General features: G+C 34.3%; 19 protein-coding genes and 1 tRNA gene. 7 read left to right on the forward strand and 13 right to left on the reverse strand.

Going from position 1 to position 21,372, the window contains the following annotated elements:
* The first annotated feature begins 46 nt into the window (after positions 1 to 46).
* From rph to DPQ89_RS17685, 3 genes are all read left to right on the forward strand, one after another.
* Positions 47 to 751 carry a ribonuclease PH gene (gene rph / locus DPQ89_RS17675; RefSeq protein ID WP_127718375.1) on the forward strand — a complete coding sequence of 235 codons (705 nt, stop codon included), beginning with the start codon at positions 47 to 49 and terminating at the stop codon, positions 749 to 751.
* A gap of 1 nt (position 752) precedes the next feature.
* Complete coding sequence (locus tag DPQ89_RS17680) at positions 753 to 1,346, forward strand: non-canonical purine NTP pyrophosphatase (protein WP_127718376.1); 594 nt, start codon at positions 753 to 755, stop codon at positions 1,344 to 1,346.
* Positions 1,347 to 1,378: 32 nt separating this feature from the next.
* Positions 1,379 to 1,453 (forward strand) — tRNA-Pro (locus DPQ89_RS17685).
* Between the two features lie 26 nt (positions 1,454 to 1,479).
* Here the strand turns inward: DPQ89_RS17685 and DPQ89_RS17690 are convergent.
* On the reverse strand, positions 1,480 to 2,475 hold the full coding sequence (locus tag DPQ89_RS17690) for a fatty acid desaturase (protein ID WP_127718377.1): 996 nt from the start codon (positions 2,473 to 2,475) through the stop codon (positions 1,480 to 1,482).
* Positions 2,476 to 2,536: 61 nt separating this feature from the next.
* On the opposite strand from DPQ89_RS17690, the gene DPQ89_RS17695 reads away from it, so the two are divergent.
* Both DPQ89_RS17695 and DPQ89_RS17700 read left to right on the forward strand, forming a co-directional pair.
* Positions 2,537 to 3,217 carry a DUF4105 domain-containing protein gene (locus DPQ89_RS17695; RefSeq protein ID WP_164848516.1) on the forward strand — a complete coding sequence of 227 codons (681 nt, stop codon included), beginning with the start codon at positions 2,537 to 2,539 and terminating at the stop codon, positions 3,215 to 3,217.
* A gap of 56 nt (positions 3,218 to 3,273) precedes the next feature.
* Positions 3,274 to 3,837, forward strand: a complete 564-nt coding sequence (locus tag DPQ89_RS17700) for a phosphatase PAP2 family protein (RefSeq protein ID WP_127718379.1) — start codon at positions 3,274 to 3,276, stop codon at positions 3,835 to 3,837.
* Here DPQ89_RS17700 and DPQ89_RS17705 read toward each other — a convergent pair.
* The 9 genes from DPQ89_RS17705 to DPQ89_RS17745 all read right to left on the reverse strand — a co-directional run bounded on the left by DPQ89_RS17705 (position 3,823) and on the right by DPQ89_RS17745 (position 15,865).
* Positions 3,823 to 4,815, reverse strand: coding sequence for a Rieske 2Fe-2S domain-containing protein (locus DPQ89_RS17705; RefSeq protein WP_127718380.1), 993 nt, complete (start codon positions 4,813 to 4,815; stop codon positions 3,823 to 3,825). The genes DPQ89_RS17700 and DPQ89_RS17705 overlap by 15 nt on opposite strands.
* A 6-nt stretch (positions 4,816 to 4,821) precedes the next feature.
* The gene (locus DPQ89_RS17710) at positions 4,822 to 5,592 is read right to left on the reverse strand and encodes a fatty acid desaturase (protein ID WP_164848517.1); all 771 of its coding nucleotides are present in this window, start codon (positions 5,590 to 5,592) and stop codon (positions 4,822 to 4,824) included.
* Between the two features lie 25 nt (positions 5,593 to 5,617).
* Positions 5,618 to 7,126, reverse strand: coding sequence for a B12-binding domain-containing radical SAM protein (locus DPQ89_RS17715; protein WP_127718382.1), 1,509 nt, complete (start codon positions 7,124 to 7,126; stop codon positions 5,618 to 5,620).
* Positions 7,123 to 8,472 carry a B12-binding domain-containing radical SAM protein gene (locus DPQ89_RS17720; RefSeq protein WP_127718383.1) on the reverse strand — a complete coding sequence of 450 codons (1,350 nt, stop codon included), beginning with the start codon at positions 8,470 to 8,472 and terminating at the stop codon, positions 7,123 to 7,125. The genes DPQ89_RS17715 and DPQ89_RS17720 overlap by 4 nt, the downstream gene beginning before the upstream one ends.
* Positions 8,473 to 8,501: 29 nt before the next feature.
* The gene (locus DPQ89_RS17725; RefSeq protein ID WP_127718384.1) at positions 8,502 to 9,272 is read right to left on the reverse strand and encodes a hypothetical protein; all 771 of its coding nucleotides are present in this window, start codon (positions 9,270 to 9,272) and stop codon (positions 8,502 to 8,504) included.
* Between the two features lie 90 nt (positions 9,273 to 9,362).
* Complete coding sequence (locus DPQ89_RS17730; protein WP_127718385.1) at positions 9,363 to 10,481, reverse strand: hypothetical protein; 1,119 nt, start codon at positions 10,479 to 10,481, stop codon at positions 9,363 to 9,365.
* Positions 10,478 to 11,524 carry an aromatic ring-hydroxylating dioxygenase subunit alpha gene (locus DPQ89_RS17735; RefSeq protein ID WP_127718386.1) on the reverse strand — a complete coding sequence of 349 codons (1,047 nt, stop codon included), beginning with the start codon at positions 11,522 to 11,524 and terminating at the stop codon, positions 10,478 to 10,480. The genes DPQ89_RS17730 and DPQ89_RS17735 overlap by 4 nt, the downstream gene beginning before the upstream one ends.
* Positions 11,512 to 13,059, reverse strand: a complete 1,548-nt coding sequence (locus DPQ89_RS17740) for a GH3 auxin-responsive promoter family protein (protein ID WP_127718387.1) — start codon at positions 13,057 to 13,059, stop codon at positions 11,512 to 11,514. Before DPQ89_RS17740 ends, DPQ89_RS17735 begins: the two co-directional genes overlap by 13 nt.
* Before the next feature lie 10 nt (positions 13,060 to 13,069).
* Entirely contained in the window at positions 13,070 to 15,865 is a 2,796-nt protein-coding gene (locus DPQ89_RS17745; protein ID WP_127718388.1) for an FG-GAP-like repeat-containing protein, read from the reverse strand.
* 97 nt (positions 15,866 to 15,962) lie between these two features.
* On the opposite strand from DPQ89_RS17745, the gene DPQ89_RS17750 reads away from it, so the two are divergent.
* Positions 15,963 to 16,562, forward strand: coding sequence for a hypothetical protein (locus tag DPQ89_RS17750; RefSeq protein ID WP_127718389.1), 600 nt, complete (start codon positions 15,963 to 15,965; stop codon positions 16,560 to 16,562).
* On the opposite strand, the gene DPQ89_RS17755 is transcribed toward DPQ89_RS17750, so the two are convergent.
* Entirely contained in the window at positions 16,559 to 17,554 is a 996-nt protein-coding gene (locus DPQ89_RS17755) for a fatty acid desaturase (protein WP_127718390.1), read from the reverse strand. The two genes, DPQ89_RS17750 and DPQ89_RS17755, sit on opposite strands and share 4 nt — an antisense overlap.
* An 11-nt stretch (positions 17,555 to 17,565) precedes the next feature.
* On the reverse strand, positions 17,566 to 18,552 hold the full coding sequence (locus tag DPQ89_RS17760) for a fatty acid desaturase (RefSeq protein WP_127718391.1): 987 nt from the start codon (positions 18,550 to 18,552) through the stop codon (positions 17,566 to 17,568).
* Positions 18,553 to 18,675: 123 nt separating this feature from the next.
* Here DPQ89_RS17760 and DPQ89_RS17765 point away from each other — a divergent pair, with 123 nt between their 5' ends.
* Positions 18,676 to 19,338 carry a phosphatase PAP2 family protein gene (locus DPQ89_RS17765; RefSeq protein WP_127718392.1) on the forward strand — a complete coding sequence of 221 codons (663 nt, stop codon included), beginning with the start codon at positions 18,676 to 18,678 and terminating at the stop codon, positions 19,336 to 19,338.
* Here DPQ89_RS17765 and DPQ89_RS17770 read toward each other — a convergent pair.
* Complete coding sequence (locus DPQ89_RS17770; protein ID WP_164848519.1) at positions 19,304 to 21,370, reverse strand: MMPL family transporter; 2,067 nt, start codon at positions 21,368 to 21,370, stop codon at positions 19,304 to 19,306. The genes DPQ89_RS17765 and DPQ89_RS17770 overlap by 35 nt on opposite strands.
* Positions 21,371 to 21,372 lie beyond the last annotated feature (2 nt).

Consider the following 21,372-nt stretch of genomic DNA (forward strand, 5'->3'; position numbering starts at 1 on the left):
AAAGTTAAATTATTTTATACAAAATTAATATAAAGGGGCCAACAACATGTCAATTATTGAAAGAACACAACCTAGAGAGATTAAGTTTACACCAGGAATTAATCCTTACGCGGCGGGTAGTGTCATTGCTGAATTTGGTAATACAAAAGTACATATCACTGCTTCTGTAGAAGAGAGTGTGCCAAGATTTTTGCTAAATAAAGGTCAAGGTTGGGTTACTGCTGAATATTCAATGCTTCCGTCTTCAACTCATACTCGTAATAGACGAGAAAGAGATAAGGTGAGCGGTAGAACTCAGGAGATTCAACGTCTCATTGGGAGAAGTCTTAGAGCTGTCATTGATATGGAAAAACTTGGCGAAAGATCAATACAGATTGATTGTGATGTTCTAGTAGCTGATGGTGGAACAAGAACGACTTCCATTTCTGGAGCGTACGTAGCACTTGAAATGGCCATAAAGAAATTAATGAAGGATGGGCTTCTGGATACTAATCCAATTAAAGAACCCCTGGCAGCTTTGAGCGTTGGTATTAACTCGCAAGGAAAAGTTATTGCTGATTTAAATTACGAAGAAGATTCAACTTGCGAAACAGATATGAATATTGTCATGACAAAATCTGGTAAATTTATAGAAGTTCAGGGAACTGCGGAGGGTGAGGCTTTTTCACGTGAACAGTTAAATGCAATTATCGACTGCGCGACTGAGTCGCTTAAAGTTGTTTTCACTGAGCAAGAAAAAGTTCTAGGTTAATATGAAATTTATTCTAGCATCTGGAAATACTCATAAGGCCCAAGAATTTTCTGAACTCTTAGATCCTAATATTCTTGAAGTTAGTGCGGCCAGCGAAAAGCTTGAAGTTGAAGAAAATGGTGTTTCTTATAATGAAAATGCATTTCTTAAGGCCAAAGCCTATTATGATAGATTTCAGCTTCCAGTGCTGTCTGATGATTCAGGTTTAAATGTTGCGGCTATTCCAAATGAGTTAGGTATTCACTCTGCGCGTTTTGGAGGAGATGGACTAACTGATAAAGATAGAGCATTGCTTTTACTAGAAAAAATGAAAAATATTGATAATAGAGATGCAAATTTTACATGTGTTCTTTGCTTTTACTTGAACCCTCAAGAAATTTTCTTTTTTGAGGGGAGGCTCCAAGGAAAGATTGGGCGAGAGTATCTTGGAGAGCACGGCTTTGGTTATGACCCTATATTTCACGGATTAGGGCCTTTTGAGGACCAGACAGTGGCCCAGGTGCCTGAATGGAAGCATGAGAACTCTCATCGATCAAAGGCCTGTAAAAGTGCACTGAAATTTTTCAAAGAAAGAAATTGCCAAATTGATTCATAGGCCTTATAAAATTTGAACCTAATTGTTTATGTCGGAGTGTAGCGCAGGGGTAGCGCACCTGCTTTGGGAGCAGGGGGTCGTAGGTTCAAATCCTATCACTCCGACCATTTTCTAATACTATCAACAACTTATACTATTTTTTTCTAAAGTCATTAATTAAAGTCTCTTCGAAGATTTCTTTTTCGAATTCAAGATCACAGCTGGGGTTTACTTCTGACACTGGTGTTGGACCTTTCCAGAGTTTAAAATAGATACTCCAAAAGCTTGGATTGGCGTCACTACTTCTAGTAAGTCTTGGTAAGTAAAGCCAAGAGATATTTGGATCACGATGATGGTTGAGATGGTAGTGGTAGTTGAGCCAGATCATATGAACGGGCAATGAGACTTTTAGATTCCACGCTCCGTTTCGAACATCTCTTTTGCTCCAAGCGTGGTCGGTATACTGCAAGCTGGACCATATGACAGCAAAGCTCCAGTAGCAAATAATCCAAGTCTTAAATGATAATGAAAGAGTGTAAATGAGAGCCGCCTGGATACTTATAGAAAAGAGTATTTCTAGACGCATAAGATTTTGTGGAGCACTCTTTCTGTCCAATCCACTTAGCATGTCATCAAAACCAGCTTTCTTCATTAAATCATTTTTTCTAAAGAAATCATTGTTAAATAACCAAGGACATAGAAGGAAGATAATATTTGCAAGTGGCGAGCTAGGCCAATAGAAGCCTGTCAAAAGTGTATAGATAATAAATTTCTTCATGAATTTACTATCTTTAGGGTAGTACTGATCAAATAGCTCAGCATCTGTTCGATTTCTCTTGTGATGCCCTAGATGAAAAATTTGTTGAAGAGTAAATGACGTTGGAAAGAAAGCAGCACTAACTCTTCCGAAAGTATTATTGATAAATTTATTTTTACAAAATGTTCCATGAACTGATTCATGTAGCAATGAGAATATTGTATTACCCGTGAGGGCAAAGCATAATGCCCAGGGTAGTATGAGTATAGAATTTTGATTAATATTTGCCATATATAGAAATGTTGTGGCCAAGCTATAGCTCACTACTGCAATTGCAATATTTCTTTTCATGGGAAATAGATTTCTAAATTCTTTTGCTTTATTGATGCTCATAATAATGTAAAATTATAGCATGACCAAAGCTACATATTTATTTTTTATCCTATTATTTATCATGATTTCTTGTTCAAAAGAAACTGACCCTGCTGCTGAAGAAAAATTCAATACTAGTCATGAGAAATTTCTTAATGATATATCGAAGAGATCAAAGAAGGTTCTAAGCGAAGATTTTTCTTTTTCTGGAGTTGAGCTTATTTATGTTCAATCTGGAAGTATATATTATCAATGGTTTGGTCATGTTTTTATTCGCTTTGTAGGTTCTGGTAAAACGTCTGATGAAGATTTAGGAGTAAGTTTTATTGCTGATTTTAATGAGTATGCGCTGGATAATCTCAAGGCCTATTATGGAGGCTATACTGTTTTACCTGTTGTTGATAAATGGGAAAACTATGTCAGAGATTACACTAAAGTCGAAAAGAGATATATTGATCGCTATATATTCCCAACAACTTTAGAGCAAAGAAATGATTTAAAGAAAGCACTAAAGAGCTGGATAAAGGATCCGAGTATTCCTGGGAGTTACTCATTTAGAAGAAATGGCTGTACTGCATTACTGTTAAAACTTATTGCTACCTTCTCTAAAGATATTGATTCCTCTAAAGTTCTATTTCCTATTGAAGTAGTGCACTACTTACAGCAAAAGAAGAAACTATCTTTTAGATATGAAAGAATTCTTCCTGAAAATTATAATAACTTAAAGAATGTGATTAATTTAGATAAAGATTACCAACTGTGATTAAAGTACCAGATAAAGCCACCTTTATAAGCTATTGTCTTTGGCAGTCTTTGGCCATGACTACTTTTGTTATAGTTTATGGTTTATGCAATCACTACGCATCACTACAGCAAAACCATTATAAGCTTTATTTTGATTGGGAATTGTCGATTCCTCATATCCCATTAATGATGTTGGCCTATAGAAGTTTGGATATTCTACTATGTAGTGTTTTGTTTCTTCTCTCAAAAGAAACGATGAAACAATATGCAAAGGCGATGATCTTTTCAGTTGTTGTCGCTGCTCCAATTTTTATTATCTTTCCGGCAAAACTTGGGTTTCCTAGACCTGAAGTACATGAATACTTTCAAGTTCTTTACGATATTCTTTATAAGATAGACAAACCTCATAACCTGTTACCATCAATGCATGTTGTGTATGCCTCAATTGGACTGTTTGCTATTAATTTCGAAAATGCATTTAGTAAGGGAGTTGTTCTTTTTACTTCAGTATGGTTAATGTTGATTTGCGCTTCGGTCGTGCTCGTTCATCAGCATCATATTCTTGATATACCAACAGGGCTTGGACTTGGTTATCTTTCTTATAGAATATTTATCAAAAAAAATTTAGTTAAAGAGTGAGTTTTGAAATTCCTTATCTCTTGGTAATTTATCCCAATACTGCCAAAACTTAATTACACTACTGTCGTGTTTGGCATAAAGTCCCCTATACTTAGGTTGCATGCCTTCAATGATTTCAATATCAGGTTTTAAAAATTCAATACCTAAAAAAGTCGTTAACTCTAATCTGAGCTTTTGAAATAGCTTCTTGTGAAGCCTTTTTTCAGGATTAGAGATACTTGTTAGAAAAATACGAGAGTTGTTCTGATCTATAGGGAGCGAAGTTATAAGAATATTGTCCCGTGTGTCCTTAAGTGTTATTGATAGAAAGTTTCCTCCATAACAATCAAGGCGAACAACATTTTCCTTTGTATTGATAAGACGAATGAATTTATCATATAAACTATTAGGAAGAACTTTCATTGCGTAGTCAGCACTTAAGTGGAATGAATTATTAGAATCGATTATTACATCCTCGCTTATCGTTCTACTGTGAATACAATCAAGGTGGTGGGTATCAAATCCATTGAATAGTAAAGCTTGATAGGGGGTTTTAAGTTCATAATTGGCCACACTTGAAGAGGTGTAAAGATTTTGATCCTCTAGTCTTGAAAAGATTGGAAAGTCAAATTTCACCTTACTACCAAGATATCCAAAAATAATGCCAACTTCTTCTTTTATACTTAACGAGATCGTATGTGCATTTGTTGGAATTTCATCACTTCCAAAAATGGTAGTGCATTTCCCATGATTATTAAATTGTCTAAAGTGAAAAGGACATAGAGGCCCATCTTCTATTATCTTTGCTCTATTAAGGTCAGTACCCATGTGAGGACAGAACCTTTTTATGGCACCAACTTTATTCGTCTTTGATCTGAAGACAAGTAGAGTATTATCGAAAGCTTTGATTAGCTTAGATTGCCCCTTTTTGAGTTCACTTGACAGACACAGTGGATACCAAGATTCTGGATAAAATTTAAATAATTCATCTCTATTCATAATAATTTACACTCTAAAATACTCATGAATTAAATGCCCAAACATTGAAGATTTAATAAATTTCTTATCTATATTACTCTTAATTTTCCTATCGTGAAATTTTTTTAACAAGCTCCAGTGAATGTTTGGATTGTAATGATGAGCCGTGTGATAGCCACCGTTTAAGAAAATCAAATTCTCAAATGGATTTATATAATTATTACTTAGAGTATAACGATTGCTAGGGTCTGTGTTTTTATGAAATATAAGATTAGTTAGAACCAAAAACATATTTCCGAAGTACCAAGGAATTAGAACGTAAAATATAAACTTTTGCCAGTCTAAAAAAAGTGCAAGAAGTATAATTACAACTAAGAGAAAATTCTCAACTCGTCGTTGGAAATTAAATTTCTCTCCCATTGATGTATATAGAGATTTTGCACCTATTCTAAATCTCGATATTGTTTTTCTTATGTAAACAAAAGGACGAAGGGGAATAGGTCCATATCCTTCGTTACTCGGTGAAAACCAATCATCTTCTGAACCTTCGTACTTATGATGATTTATATTGTGAATAACTTTGATAAATATTGCGGAAGCGCCTCTGTTTATTGTTAACCAAAAATCAAAGAATATATTCAAACTTTTAGGACCAAAGGTTGCGACGTGGGCATGATTATGATTAATAAGGTTGCAAATGAAGTTTACAATACAGCTAAGTAGAATCCAAGGAATAGACTCGGCAAGAGACAGTTCGACAAAGAATGGTGTATAAAGAAGAAATGTACACAAACTCATACATAAGAGAGTGTACAAATCAGCCTTATATGGAAGCAGTTTTAGGGCCATCGTATTCAAAGGTTTGGTCAATATTATCTTCAGTAGTAAAATTGTGATTTTTGAAGATTGGGGTTAATTCATTTATATTATTAAGATCAGGATTTAAAAGAAGATCTTGATTCTTATGTATAATTTCATTCTCTTTTCTGTGATTAAAAAGACCAAAGTACATATCCTGTTTATTAAAATTCTCGCTACTATAAACAGGGTTATACTTCCAATAAATAAGAGACTTTACTGGATTTCTCATGTGTGTTTTTAAGTCAAAATATCGCTTAAATATTGAAGACCAAGAATTCCATCTTTCTTTACATTTAAAAGAAATTTCTGTGAGTTGGTCAGGTGTCATTTGCTTAGGCTTAAATGAGCAGTGATTAAAGCGGTATTCTGGGTGCAGCCACCATTTTCCATCGTAAAGAAGTCTATTTTCTTCCTGAAGCTTTTTGTACATAGGTGTTCCCGGGTAGGGGACAAGAATATTGAAAGCAGCAAAACAAAACTTCTTATCAATGGCATAGTCAACAGTGTCCATTATAGATTCAAGAGTGTCATGGTCGTATCCAAGGGTAAATGCAGCCCATGTCTGTAGACCAAAATTTCTAATTATTTCAACTTCTTTATCGTACTTGTTAAAGTCTTTTCTAAATGAATTAGGCGCTTTTCTTAGTTGTTTGGCGTTGTTTGGATTTATCGTTTCAAATCCAATAACATTTCCCATACATCCACTTTTAACTAGTAATTCCATTAATTCAGGATCTTTACTCATGTCCATTGAGCCTTGAGATACCCACCTTATTTTTAGAGGAATTAGTTTTCGACATAGCTCTTTTAACGCTTCAAAATCTGCACAAATATTATCATCAACAAAGAAAATTATATGTTGTTTCATAGTTTTTAATTCATCGAGAACTTTATCAAGATCTCTGGTGAATTGTTGTTTTTTAAAGTAAGAAGAGATAGCACAGAAGCTGCAAGCAAATTTGCACCCTCGACCAAACTGAATTAGTCCTACATTTAAATATTTTTTTGAGTCGTAAACAGATCTGTCTGGAGCGAATTCATTCGCTTGTGGGGCTCCCACAATAGATTTATAATGCTTTCTTAATTTTTTATATTCTTTAAAGTCTTCTAAGACCTTGGCCCATATCCAACCAGCATCTCCAGTTACTATCGAGTCACAGTATTGACTAGCTTCTTCAGGTAATAAGGTCACATGCATGCCACCCATTACAACAGGAATACCTCTTTTTCTATATTCAGTTGCTATTTCATAGGCCCTACGTGCTGTATAGGTTTCAACTGTAATTCCTACAAGGTCCGTTTTTAGATCATAATCAATTTCTTCAAATCTATCATCAAAGACTGTAACTTCATGTTCATCAGGTGTCATTCCTGCTAGCACGGCAAGCTGAAGAGGCTCCATTCTACCTTCATCAATATAGAATGAGTCTTCTTGTCTTCCAATTCTTGGCTTAATAAAAGTTATTTTCACAATTCGCCCATTGTCTGTGAGTTAATGATTAATGGACTATTCCTATCACTAAGATAGCTTCCATGTTTTTTTCTAATCTCATGTCTTGTAACAATATTTGCAGCAAGAAATGTTCCCGCATGATAAATGCTAGAAAAATTACTTTTAATATCAACTGCTCTTTTAAATATATTACTATATTTATTAAATTCTGTACGGGCCCAATAACAGCCATCTGTGAGTTCTTTAGCTGTATAATTCTTTGGGTGAAAATGTGCGTGACCGTATTGATATTCAGGATCTAACCACCAAGGGTCATTTATAAGTCGACCTTCATTCTTTAATCTATTGTAGAGAGCTGCTCCTGGGGTTGGAGTGAGTGGGTTGAAATTCGCTAAGAAAAACTTATTTTCAATTGAAAATTCGAGGTTGGTTTTGAATGTGTCTAAAGTGTCAGTATCATAACCATGAACAAAAGTTCCGTAAATCATAATCCCATGATCTCGAAATGTTTTGATGGCCTTTTCGTAACCACCATATCTGAGATTCCAACCTTTTCTCATTTTATTTAAGCTTTGAATATCTAATGATTCAAAACCTACCACTACAGACATACAACCACTGTCGCGCATAAGTTTCATTAATTCTGGATCATTTGTAACATCAATACTTACTTGCCCAGACCATCGAATATTTAAAGGTATAAGTGCCTTGAAGAATTCGATGGCCTGTTTCTTGTAACTAAAAATATTATCATCAACTATGAAAAGTTGCTTATATTTTAATTTTTCAATCTCTGCGATTACGTCGTGAACAGGTCTTTGTCCTAGATAGTCTTTATAAAATGTTTTTATAGAGCAAAAGTCGCAATTATACCGACACCCCCGTCCATATTGAACCATGTGAATTGGGCCATACTTTTTTCCTTTAAAGATAGTTCTATCGGGCCTAATTCCGCAAAGTGGTTTTGTGTTTGTAGTAATATAGCGCTCTTTGAGTCTTCCATTCTTTGCATCACTTATTAGTTGAGGCCATGTTTCTTCTGCATCTCCAATAACCACACTGTCACAATACTGTAATGCTTCGTCGGGAAGAAAAGTAACGTGATATCCTCCCATAACAATCGGCACCCCTCTTTTTTTGTATTCAAGAGCAATTTGATACGCTCTTCTTGCTGTATATGTTTCAACCGTTATTGCAACAAGGTCTGTTGGAGTGTCGTAGGGTATTGGTTCAATACGGTTATCGTAAAAGGAATGCTCTGTTCCTTCAGGACTGTATGAAGCTAACATAGCTATTGCTAGAGGTTCTAATGCATCTTTTGCATTATGATCTGTCATTGAGGGTCTGATAAAAGTTACATGCATCTAATTTCTCTTCCTTGAGACGACTAAGCTTAATTATACTTTGAGCTAAACTCTTTATTTTTAAAGAATTTTGAGAGTAGTGGAACTTTCAAAAAGTATTTAGGAATATGCTTTGCAAAGTCAGAGTAGCAAATTTCTGTTACGCAAGCCAGCTCATCCCCTAAATGGAAATTAGGATTTCTCTTTATGAAGAATTGTATGTCTTCATTTAATAAGTCATGCCTGTTAGGGCTGCATACCTCTGCCTTTGCAGCTCCTTTGGAATCGTTGAATTGAATCAGTCCTGACTTAGGTTTAAATGCATCTTTATATTTATCACTATAAAAGTCTTGAAGAATGATTTGAATGTTTTTTGGAGTTTGTTTTGCATGTTGAGGGTAAGAAAATTCAAAATTTCTTCTCATCATGAGATAGGTTTTAAAGCCTTTACTTTGCAGAAACCAGTAAAGAGGTTTTTTCCCAGATAGTACTTTCGATTGAACTATAAAAAAGAAGAATGCTTTTTGTAGAGCTTTCGTTCCCCAGTAATCTTCCCTTATAACTGTATCGCCAGAAAAAAGAGCGGTGTACTGATTTTTATTATCTTTTGAAATACTTTTTCTGAAAATAGTTGAAAAACCAATAATTTCATCTTCAAGATTGTAGAGCATGAAAATATGAGTCTTTTCTTGAAGATCTTGTTTGAACATTTCAAAATTTACATCATTATAGTAACGTTCAAATAAGCTATACATCTCTTCTTGTTGAGAGTTTTGTAGCTCTGAGATTTTAAGAATTTTGTAGACTACAGGTTTGTTCACTAATGCTCCATTTCCCTACAAATTCTATCAATTGAATGTTTCGATTACAAATGAAATGTAAAATCATCAGTGCCTATGTAGCTGTAAATACTATATGAGAGCTATTTCTATAAAGAGAGATTCAGCAATATCAGTTAATTTATTCCTATGTAGGCTTCTATCTGTCACTTCGTAGAGGGTTGCATGAGTTCTTTGATAATAACAAAACCGATAGGCTTTTTGGAAATTTACTTGTCTCGATTCTGTAAGTGTTAAAAAGTGATAATCTTTAAAGACTTCACTTTTTAGACTAAAATTGATCAGTGCTTTCAGGGCCAGGGTTTTGTCTTTATCTTGTAATTTTGGATGAAAGCTCAATGTTGTTAAGTAGAGTGGCCTTAATGAAGAATTAAGCTCTGGGCAGGAGCTAGGAAATTTAGAAAATTTATAAAATAAACTTATTAATTTTGAAAAACTAGATACTTTAATCTTCTTCGCATAATATGGAGACCATAATGCAGACGCAGCAATGATTTCTCGATCCCTGTTGCGAACAACAATGACATTGTCTCTAAATCCCTTCCAGTTGTCTTTTCTGTACTTAATTTCTTCCTTTGTTATTCCTAAGAAATTTGACCTTTGTGAATAATCCATGAACTCTATGACTTCTGTAGAGAGTTCTTCCCTTGCAGCTACATATGTACTGTTAAAGAGAATGGAAGGGGCAAGTATATTGATCATAGAGTATCTAGATAAAGACGAGTATTGGTACGAATTTTTATTATTAATAAGAGTTTTTTTGGCAATGGTATTTTGATCTAAAATTGCGGTGTAGTTTATCTTACAGTTTTCGAACTCTTTAATTTGCGAGAATTTTCGTATCAGGTCTGAATAAAATTTTCTCCAGTATACTGTCATCTTTAGTGTAGAGACTCTTAAATCTCCCAAATAACAAACCTGAGCAGGTTTTCCATCTATATAGGACTCTTTAACGATAAGAGTTCCAACACCTTTAATTGATCCATTTTTATCTTTTAGTAGTAGGACATAGTATAGAGGTGACACGAGTCGTAGGAATTCAAAGAAATCCGGGGAGCGGTCATACGATATATTACTCTTTTGTTGATTCATTTCAAGTGAATGAAAAAAACTAAGAATATCTTCGTTGTCTTGTGCGACTGCAATAGATATAGAATCATAATCCTGCAGAAATTCTCTAAAGTAAGTCAAATCCAAAACTCTTTTTTCTTTTGATACGATTGTTCGAAAACTTTTTTCTGGTCATTTACGCCAAGTTTTCTTAAGCGTTCTATTGCAATATGTACTTCATCAGCATCAGTGGAGCGGAAAGTGTGATCATTGAAGTGTTTTAGATTAGGTCCTTGATTTGCCATGATTTCAACATCCTGTTCAATTACTTTTCTAGTATAGAAATTAATAAAAGGCTTAAGAATATGACCTCCAAAAACAATCTTATAAGCGATATAGGTATACACTCTTGATTGATAATCACTTACAGGTGTAATTTGGCTATTGATTATGAAGCCATGGTCATTGCCATACATATAGTCGACTCTTGTGATATTTGGGTAAATAAATTCATCAGTGTGGTGCATTGGCTTTTTGTATGGATTTAGTATCATTTTCGTAAGAACACCAATTTCATCTTTTTCCTGTTCGTATGTTACAAGTACTCTTGCGTCTTTTACATCAACGGTGAAAGGAACTTTTGTAAAAGATTTATTTCGAAACCAATTTTTATGAACATAAACGGTGTGTGGAACATCCATAAAGTTTTCAGCTAGATGTGTGACATTGTTTTCGAAGTCAGTGACCATGAAATAGTTAATCCAGCCATTTTCAGAAGTTTTAGGAAATCTCCAAGGTGGTGAAGTCGTTGGCGCTTCCTTTCCCATCCATATCCATATGGCTCCATCTTGTTCTATGCAGCTGTAGGTTTGATTCTTGTGTATGACTTTATTATCTCTATGTGGGCCCTCTGAAGGAATATCAATAACATTTCCATCTTTATCATAAGTCCAACCATGATAAGGGCAACGAATACAATTGTCTTTAATTTGGCCATCAGATAAATTTGTGTACCTATGAAGACATCTATCTGGTTGTGCACTTACGCCTTTATCAGTTCTGAAAAGTACTATTAGCTCATCATAAATTTTAACTTTAAAAGGCTTTTTTTTGAGCTCTTTTGATAGACAAGCTATATACCAATTTTCTTTAAGCTGACCATCTTCATGTTTTAGTTTCGACATAGGTTTTCCAGATATTCTATTTGATCTATATTTTCTAATAACTTCAAAGGTTCAATTTTAATATTTCCTTTAATTGAGGATTTACTATCGCATATCTTGTAGTAGATATCTAAAGGATCTGTGCTATGGAGGAGTTGTACTTTTCCAATCTGATTTAGATCACGTGCTAGGTTGTAGTGATAATACGTTCTAAGAGTACTTTCTACATCTTCTTGTTTCGTAGAGTGATTATCTGTTAATAATATGTAATACGGCTTTTTTGAGTTCTTAATTGCAAGAAGAGTTGAGGCATTAAATTTTTTGCATATAATTAAAGCTGACTCTGAATCAATTTTTTCTCCAACCATATCGATAGTATTTTTTCTTCCTATAAATTTAAAACATGGAACAGACTCAAGATACCCACTAACCACTAAAATATCTTCGATTTTGTATCGATAAATGCCATTTCCAGTCGTGATAACTGGAGAGACTTTCATTCCTTCTTTAAGTCCCCAACTAGGAATTATTTCATTGGTTTTAATACATTCAAATTCATAGAAATGACTTCTGTAAGCAAGAGGGTACTTTCCATTTATGGGAATGGTTATGACTGCTTCTGTTGCCCAAATTCCCTTTCCTTGAATTGAGCAGTGTTTAAAATACTCTTGTAGTTTATCGGCCCAAATTTTAGAAGTTGAAGTATCCCAGCAACTGATCAAGGTAAGATTTGGCCAAATTTCTTTCGTGATATTAGCAATATTACCTTCATTAAGATTTAGCAAAAAAGTCATATTTCTTTTGGATTCTGGAAACTTTAGCCATTCTAGATCAGTTCTATATGGTTGCCATGACTTATTTTGAAAACACTTGTAAATGGTTTCTTTGTATTCAATTAACATATTAATTAGATTGATAGCAAAGGTCGGTGACCAAACTGATATGAGACTTAGTTCTTGCGTCGCGATTAATTCTACTAGAGTTGTAAAGAAACAGTCTTGGCTTGTTTTGCAGTTTACAACCTTTGGGTTTGGTACCATTACTTTGGACATAAGATGCTTTTTCCAAAATGGTAGTAACTCCTTATCGTCAGATGTAGTACTTTCTTTTAAATTATCAGGAACCCAAGAAAGGGACCAATAGTGTTTTCCTTTTAAAATTCCTGGGTATAAGTTACCTAGATTATAAATCCAGGCTGAAGATGCCTGATCAAATTCATTTAGAATTTTGGAATTATATGGAATCCATTTAATCGATTCTGTTGAGCCACTAGTTCCTTGAAACCTTTTTATATCTTCGCATAAAGTAGATGGATTCTTATCTCTCTCTAGCTCAACTAGTTCTTTCCAATCACTATAATTTGTAGGCGGAAATTCTTTTTTGAATTCTTCATAGCTATCGTTTGTTAGTTTCTTTTTGCGTGAATTAAGAGTACTTCTGTTTGACTCTAAGATATCCTTCAAGACACGCCTTTGCGTTTCTTCAAGTTGATTAGATTCCCTTTCGAATTGAATATAGAGGCTTCTATTTAGAAGCCATATTATTCTTTGTAGCAAGTGTTATCCATTATAGTTTTGCAATAGAAATTTTTCCATTTTGAATTATCTTGTAGTACTTGTTGAGTTGCGTTACTGCAAATGTCTCTGATTCACCGTTACACCATTTGACAGCGACTGAAATAGGAGAGGTTGTATCTCCAAGTCCAAAGTGTAGTCTTCTGTCAGATTGTGAAGAGAATCCATTCACAGAAAATACTTCGCGCATCAGGACCTTGTCACCACTTGAAACTGTCACTCTTGTGTTTATAGCGTCTCTATTACAAGTTGTTCCGTTACCTTGGAGTTTAAAAGAAATCCAATTCTTTTTCTGAAGTGGTTGGTTACGATATATTGTTGGTCCTTGAAATTGGTGAGTGATAACTAAGTCCATTGATCCATCATTATTCAAGTCTGTTGCAGATACCCCTCTTGAATTTGTTTCTTTATCCATACCAATGAGACCTGCTACATCTACAAAGCGAGTTCCCTTCTTTGTACCTTTGTTAATATAGAGTCTATTTTTTTCTTTTCCAAAAATACAATACCCTCTAATATCTCCCCATTTGTTGGCCATAGTGTGAATATGTGGAGCAGACCTGGCAATTTTTTCATTAACATACCAATAATCTGGACAGCTTTCTTTTATTTTATCAACAGTATCATCTACCATTCCATTTGCTTGTGCCATATCTAGTAGTCCGTCGTTGTTGAAGTCTGCGGCACTTGCACCCCAACCAAATCTGTTCTCGTTGAGGATTCCAAGCTCAGTTGCTCTGTCTTTAAATTTAGGTGTACCGAATTCATCATTTCCCATATTCATCCAAAGCATCGAACCTTCAGCTTGCATTGCGTGATGTACATTAGAAATATGAATATCTTGCTTAAGATTTCCGTCAAAATCTCCTAAAGTAACATTCATTCCTTTATATGTATCAAGACCAATTTCTCCAAATATTTTTCCCTTTATGGATTTAAAATATTTTCCGCTCTGGTTTAAGTAAAATTCATCAGGTCCAAAATCATTTGCTATGTATAAATCCGTAAAACCGTCATTGTTGAAATCACTGGCACCTAAGGCTAGGGACCAGTACGTACCATTAAGGCCCCATTTCTTAGAGTCTTGTTTTATGAACTTCTTGTTTTTTTGAAGGTAAATGTCATTTAAACCACCATTGTCAGATTGATGCCAACTGGAGTGCATAAAGTTAAACATTCTCTCATCTTTTGGAAACTCTTTCTCTGGAAGCTTAAAGAGATTAAGTTGTGTTGGTTGATCATAGTTAGGTAGATTCTTTGGCCAAACATTTCCAATGATTAAATCAAGCTGCCCATCATTGTTAATGTCGAAAAAGATAGCACTAATAGAGTTCGTGTAATTTCCAAGACCACTTTTATTTGTAATATCATTAAACTCTACCTTTCCTTTTTCTACTAATTGATTTTCCAATAATAGTGGAGTTCCAAAAGCATACGTAATAAAGAGGTCTTGATCTCCATCGTTATCAAAGTCAATGAAAATAGCATTGGAAGGAAGGCCATACTTTTCAATTTCAATAGTTCTTTGCTCTAAGGCAGGTATTATAACTCTTCTAAACTTAAAGTTTCCTTCGTTAATAAATAATGAGTTTCTGTCGTGATCCGACTTGAGTGGAGCAGTGAAAAAGAGGTCTACCAGTCCATCATTATTTATATCACCTGAGCCAACTGCGTCCCCAACACTCAACACCCACTTAGCAATATGATGAATTCTCTCATCGACGCGAGTTAAAGTATCTCCCATTTGAGGATTAATGCCAGAGTAGTCTTTCGATATTTCTGTCATCTTGAAGGTTATATTCTTTATAACAACTCGCTCAAATATAATATTCTTATAAATCAAGGCTGCAATGATCCAGATAATCGCTAGAAGTAAAGGTCTGTAATAATACTTAGATTCAATAAAGAATTTAGTGAAATACTTTTTTAGGCCATAGTCTTTTGAACTTTTATAATGAACTTTTATTAATTTGTAAGTCTGCAGAGTGAAAGCGGCGTAGAAGAATGTATAGTAACTTTGTCCGATGTGAAAAATTAAATCTAGTATTGCAATCGTTGCCCCGACCTTTATTTGTCCCTTCTTATCAGCTGGACTTGTTGCGGGATCTGTAATCATGAAAAACGTAAATAAAAGAAATGCCGGTGAGGTAAGTGTTCCTAAAAAAAGAGTTTCAAAAGGAAGATGATGTTTCATTATCATGCCTCTTAAAAAAGTTTGAGCAGTAAATACAGTTAGAAATGAAAGAACGAGAGGAGTTCTTTTTACTCCAGGTAGTATAATAAAAACACCTAACATCCCCATAAATATGGACATGGATGCTATACCATTCCATTGATAGGCAGGTGAAGAGGTTATAACGTCACCAAAGAATAAGAGTGATAATGTCACTGCAATTTGTGCCGGATTATATATATGCTTAGAATTAAATGTGAAAATATATTTTGAACCAATTGCAAAAAAAACAGGGATTAATAAAATATAATAATCGTGAGAGTAATTTAATAGAAGGCTTAGTGAACAGCTTGTAATTATTCCGGCCAAAGGGAAGAAGAATTTCTTTTTAAAGACATAGCCTAGAAATACTTCAATTATTGCGCATGAAAGTGTTGTGATTAAGATTTGCATTGGGGATCTGTTAAAGCCCAATACAGTTACACCAAGTACAAGGTAAGTGATCAGAATAAAAAGAATGATCAGCTTAATCTTATTGCCTCGTGAGTTTAACCATTTAGTAAAGCTTTCTGATAGAGTTGCCTGTTGAATAGGCTCATTAGCTCTTAATTCCATATATTCCTTCCTAACCGTTGCGTTATCAACTATTCTACTATCTATTAAATTGATTATCCAATAGGAACTTTACTATTATAGAGTAAGGAGAAACTTAATGAATTTAGCAATATTTACAATAATTCCAATTCTGTTGGTTTTTTTGGCAATTTATTTTAAAAAAAGACAAAATAGTAAGAACACAGTGGGTGGTGAGATTTCCTTACCTAAGAGTTTGTGGCTCTCTTATACTATTGGAACCTGGTTTTTTCTTCCTATTTCATTTTTAATTTGGCCTGTAGATTCTGGAATGAAATATGTATATATGTTTCACCTCGTAAGCTTCTGGATCAGAGGTGTTCTAGAATTAGTAATGATCTATAAGTGGTTTAACTGGTCTCCAAGATATGGAATTGCTCATGATATATTTCATTTTCTGGGGCTAATAATATTATTTAAAATGTTTTGGCCAATTGAAATATCGAGACCAACTTTAATGTCCATGGTGTTTATGTATTCACTTATTATTTCTGTTGGGTTTGAAATAATTTTCGCATGCTGGTTCTTGAAAATAAGAGGGGAGCAAAAGCATAAGATTTATTTTGCTTCAAATGAGCCAGAGTGGAAGTATGTAAACCTACTCACTTACATAGCTGTAATAATTTGCTATGGCCTTCATATTGTTAACGCTTGGTTTGTCCTTGATCTAGCGCTTTAGCTCTTAAACGGGTCACTATCTATTAGTGACTCAAAACTCTTGTCTATAGGGTTAGGGGACTGTTCTTTGATCTTTACAAGTCCTCTCCACATTTTTAGATAGATGGACCAGAATGTTGGTCTTTCTTTGTCAAAATCAACAAATTTTGCAAGATGTTTCCATGGAACATGAGGATGTTGATGGTGAGCTAGGTGATGATGGTAGTTGAGATAAAACCATTGAGTAATTTTAGAGACTCTAAGGTTCCATGCTCCGTTTCTAATATCTCTTGGAGAGTAAGCATGATCTGCGTACTGTAGTGCCGACCATTGCGTCGCAAACCCTAGGTAGCAAATTATCCAACCAACAATTGTTAGATCTAGTAGATAAAAAATTGAAACCTGAAAAATGATTGAAAATAGTACTTCTACTCTCATTTTTCTAATATCACTAGGCGATTGTTCTTTTAAGTGGCGTAGCATTCCTGCACCACCCATTCTTCCTCTTTGATAATTGTCTTTACCGCTCCATCCACTGTTGAATAAGCTTTTGGGGTTTATCATAAGCCAAATTGCTCCTACAGGAGGGCTTATCCAGTAAACACCAGTTAGAATAAAATAGAGCATTACAGTTTTTAGAAAGTAGCTGTCTTTTTCGTGATATGCTTCGAACATTTCATAGTCCGTTCTGTTTTGTCTATGATGGTTTAGGTGGCAACTCTTTTGAAAAGAAAATCCGGTCGGAAATAGTGCCGCAAATATATTTCCGAAAACATAGTTTACAGTTTTATTCGTATTAAAACTTGAATGAACACTTTCATGTAGGAGTCCAAAAACAGTGTTACCGATAAAACCGAATGCGATAAAGCATATTATCTTAATATACCAGTGTGTAGTATGAGTGGCTCCCCATAGAAGAGTGAGCACGACGGCAATAGAGATAAGAGCAATAACTATATTTAGCTTGTTCGGTATTGATATATCTTTTCCAAGATAAGTAGATTTATAACTCATGTAGTTTCCTGTTAAGCATATTTCTTTTCATAGTTTCTTTGCTCAATGTTTGAAATATTTTTATTACTTTGTTGAATATACTTTGGACTGTTTGATTTGTACCAATGGTAAAGTTTTTTTAAATGATGTATTCCTACATTGGGATGTAAGTGATGCATGCAATGATATCCAATACCATGAGGACCAAAGAGGATTCTGTCCAAAAAGCTTAAGTGATGATCAAAGCTACATTCAATAATTGTGTAAACACTTCTATCGTCAACAATATCATACTCATGCTCAATAAGAAGTCTATATATACAAAGAACTCCTGCGACAGGTAGGGCGATTAGAAATGAGTATATAATAATAGTAAATTGAGAAGCAAAAAAGATTAAACCAATTAAAAATAATAATAAATAGCGATCCTCTTTACAACATTTGATAACTTCTTCATTTGTATTTAAGTCTTTCATAGATACATCTTGTAAAAAGATTCTGGCATAGCTTGTCCTCATCGTAGGAATATAGTACGCCATAGTACCAATTAAACTTCTTACATACCAAAAAGGAACAAAGAGAGGTCCTTTTTTAAAAGTTAGGATAAATTGCTCGAAACCGCTGCATTTCTTATTATAATTAAAGTAAGGGTCGTTCTCCATTAGGGTATTTCTATGATGGCGCAAGTGATGATAGGCCATAGCATTTATTGTCGTACCTATAGGGTACCCTGTGAGAAGTTCAAGTCCCCTTAAAGCAAAGGACTTTTTTTGAAAATTAATATGTGTAAGATCGTGTACAATGACTCCAAGACCGTGAATTCTTCCTGCAATAATAAGAATCCATAAAGGATAGAAAAAGTATGACGTTTGGAGCATTAGCCAAGAGCAACTAAAAATAACTGCCCAATCAAAGAGAGCTAATAGATAAAGAACTTTCATATCAGGTCTTTTTAATAGTTCTGCAGGAACATCACTACGTTTTTGGGAAATAAGTTCTCTGTTAATATGAAGCTCCAAGAAGAATCTGTCTCGAATAATAATACCATTTAAACTTAGTTCGTTTAAAGAGGGTAGAAAGAACTTTTTTTTTGCAGCTTAATTCTATGCTAGTATTTTAAATAACTAATTTTAGAGAGAAAAGTGGACAAGATTTTTTCAATACCAGATACTAAAAGACTCAAGTATATTGCTATCTATGGAATAGTTGCAACAGTCGCATTTACTGTTATTTATGGGTTTTGTAATAGTATGGCAACAACGGCCGTAACTAGGTACTCATTATACACTGACTGGGAACTAGATATTCCTCTTATTCCGTGGATGATCTACCCTTATTTATCACTCAACTTATTATTTTTAATCTCGGCTTTTGTCATTAAAGACGTTAGCGCTATTAAGGGATACTGTTTAGGAATTGTTGCTGGAGCACTCGCTGCGGGAGTTATATTCTACTTCTTTCCTGGGAATTTAGGCTTTGTCCGTCAAGAAGTTCCAGGATATGAGTCGATATATAGGGCCATGTTTGAAATTGATCAACCTCATAATTTATTTCCAAGCTTGCATATAACTTATTCGTCGATTTCCATATGGACAATGATTGAGCAAACCAGAAATAAAGTTTTTCATTTTATCTTGTGGCTCTGGTTAATCCTAATATCAATGTCTGTAGTTTTTGTTCATCAACATCATCTCTTTGACATTGTTTCAGGATACATATTGGCAATCATTGTCTTCAAGCTTGTAGTCACTAGATACCACCCGACAGTGTTTAAGCCTCACTCTTTTTTTTCAAAAAACCTTTAGCTAAACAAATATCTCCAAACAATGAAAAGAGAAATCCCACGCAAAGAATAGGACCGAATTGTCTCGGTGGTGCAAAGTAGCTTAACGAGAATATTAGACATAGAGAGCTAAGAAGTAGTCCCATCTGAAAAGCACATTTTTCATGATAACTGATTCCATCTGTTGAACCATTTTCATGAGCAAAGAGAAATTGGATAGCATTATCGCCTGTTACTCCGACCATCATGGTAATGAAGACACAACTTAGAAAGTTTATCTTAATATTGAAAATCCACATAAGGATCAGTAACAGAGACGGACCACAGAGACTTGAAAGAACAAAAGACAGTGGTGTTGGAAAGCGAAACCTATAGGCGAAGAATAATATAACTAGGCAAACTAATAAAAGAGACAGAGCTAGGCTTCTAAAGAATGCTAATGGAATCTTATCCATGAACTCAACATATGAAACGACTTCTCCTACTAGTTTACATTTGTCAGAACATATTCTTTCAATACCTTCTTTCGTCTTTTTGAAGATATCAAATTGAGTTTCCTTAAATAGAATTATATGTCTGGTGTTGCCTTCTTTTGAAAGATATCGATCTGCTAAAGGGGATTGCTTGAAATCATTAATCACTGCTGCTTGATATAACTTCGGAATATCCTTTACGAGAAAGTCTTCTACAGAATAATAGTCTTCAATGTGAGCTATGTTATCGTTCTTTTTAATCTCTTTGAGTATCATTTGTTGGGTAGAGCGAGATTGTTCCTTGTTGAAGATAAGTGATGCTTCACCTTCCCAACCTCGAGTTTGTTTTAGGACTTCAAAATCTCTATTTATTATATGATCTTTAGGAAAAAGAGAAAGAGGCGAGTCTGAAACTGAAAGTGTTATTAATATATAGAAAGAAAGTGGATAGAGTAAAAAACTAAAGTAGCCTAAGTAGCGATTAGGAGTAATGAGGTTGATGAAACTATTCCATTTTTTACTTGTTATAAATTTTGACTTTTGACTCTCTACCAATGAATTGACGTTAAATAAATTTAAAAAACCTGGCAAAATGAAGAAGATGGCGACCCATTCAAGAAGAGCACCTGTGGCCGCCATTATTCCAAATCTTGCAATAATGTCTATATCTGTAAAGTACAAGCTTCCAAAGCCAAGTATCGTTGTGAAAGAAGTGAAGAAGCTTGGTCTTTTAAGTTTCTTAAAAGTCTCCTTTAGCGATAGGCCTTTTAAATTTTCATGTAGAATGAAAAAGTAATCTTCTATTGAAGCAACAGCAATCATTATAAAAAGACCAGAAGAGAGAATCTCTATCGGGATTCCAAGGGATGCCATAATTCCGTGAACAACTACACCAACCCAAATGAATGAGGCACATAAAAGAAGTCCACTTTTAAAAGTTCCAAAAAAGAATCGAAACGAAAAAATGATAATTAATAGAAAGAGAATATTAAGTTTGAAGTTATGTTTAACACCTTGAATTGCATAATATGTATATATTGAAGTTCCTGCCATATGAATATCGAAACTTTGCTGTAACTCCCTATTCTCATTCTCTATTAAGTTTTGAATAGCTGAGGGCTTAAAGGAACCAAATCGATTTTCTTTATCAGCGTCCTTTAAACTAATCTCAAATGAATAGTTCGCTCCGTCTCTCGAACTGATAATGTTGTTCCAAGGTGTTGAAGAAAACCTGGTGAGCTCTTTTGCATAATCTTGATCGAGTAAGTCGGGTTTTATGAGCTTGTAATAGAAAAGATATTCCTTATCTTCAAATGTAGGAGTGTAGAAACTAAATGGAGAGATTATTTCATCTATATCGAAGTTCTTTCGTTTTTGACTGTTAATCCACTGATAAGATTTTTGCTTGTCTAAAGAGTTCCATTGCTCGTCCTTAGGACTTATTATGTAAAATAGTGAATTCTTAAAGCCAAATTCTTTACGTAATTCCCTGAAATTTTTAGAACTAGGAAGTTTTTGATCTACTAGTTCAGTCATTGAAACAAGAACTTTTAAGTCACTTAAATTTGGTAGTAAGACCAACA

Source organism: Halobacteriovorax sp. HLS, assembly GCF_004006665.1.
Classification (GTDB): domain Bacteria; phylum Bdellovibrionota; class Bacteriovoracia; order Bacteriovoracales; family Bacteriovoracaceae; genus Halobacteriovorax.

Excerpts from the sequence above, each read along its gene's own strand:
- rph (WP_127718375.1), top strand. The coding sequence starts at position 47 with ATGTCAATTATTGAAAGAACACAACCTAGAGAGATTAAGTTTACACCA.
- DPQ89_RS17700 (WP_127718379.1), top strand. The coding sequence starts at position 3,274 with ATGACTACTTTTGTTATAGTTTATGGTTTATGCAATCACTACGCATCA.
- DPQ89_RS17720 (WP_127718383.1), bottom strand. The coding sequence starts at position 8,472 with ATGCATGTAACTTTTATCAGACCCTCAATGACAGATCATAATGCAAAA.
- DPQ89_RS17745 (WP_127718388.1), bottom strand. The coding sequence starts at position 15,865 with ATGGAATTAAGAGCTAATGAGCCTATTCAACAGGCAACTCTATCAGAA.
- DPQ89_RS17680 (WP_127718376.1), top strand. The coding sequence starts at position 753 with ATGAAATTTATTCTAGCATCTGGAAATACTCATAAGGCCCAAGAATTT.
- DPQ89_RS17750 (WP_127718389.1), top strand. The coding sequence starts at position 15,963 with ATGAATTTAGCAATATTTACAATAATTCCAATTCTGTTGGTTTTTTTG.
- DPQ89_RS17695 (WP_164848516.1), top strand. The coding sequence starts at position 2,537 with ATGATTTCTTGTTCAAAAGAAACTGACCCTGCTGCTGAAGAAAAATTC.
- DPQ89_RS17705 (WP_127718380.1), bottom strand. The coding sequence starts at position 4,815 with ATGAATAGAGATGAATTATTTAAATTTTATCCAGAATCTTGGTATCCA.
- DPQ89_RS17735 (WP_127718386.1), bottom strand. The coding sequence starts at position 11,524 with ATGTCGAAACTAAAACATGAAGATGGTCAGCTTAAAGAAAATTGGTAT.
- DPQ89_RS17710 (WP_164848517.1), bottom strand. The coding sequence starts at position 5,592 with ATGAGTTTGTGTACATTTCTTCTTTATACACCATTCTTTGTCGAACTG.
- DPQ89_RS17690 (WP_127718377.1), bottom strand. The coding sequence starts at position 2,475 with ATGAGCATCAATAAAGCAAAAGAATTTAGAAATCTATTTCCCATGAAA.
- DPQ89_RS17755 (WP_127718390.1), bottom strand. The coding sequence starts at position 17,554 with ATGAGTTATAAATCTACTTATCTTGGAAAAGATATATCAATACCGAAC.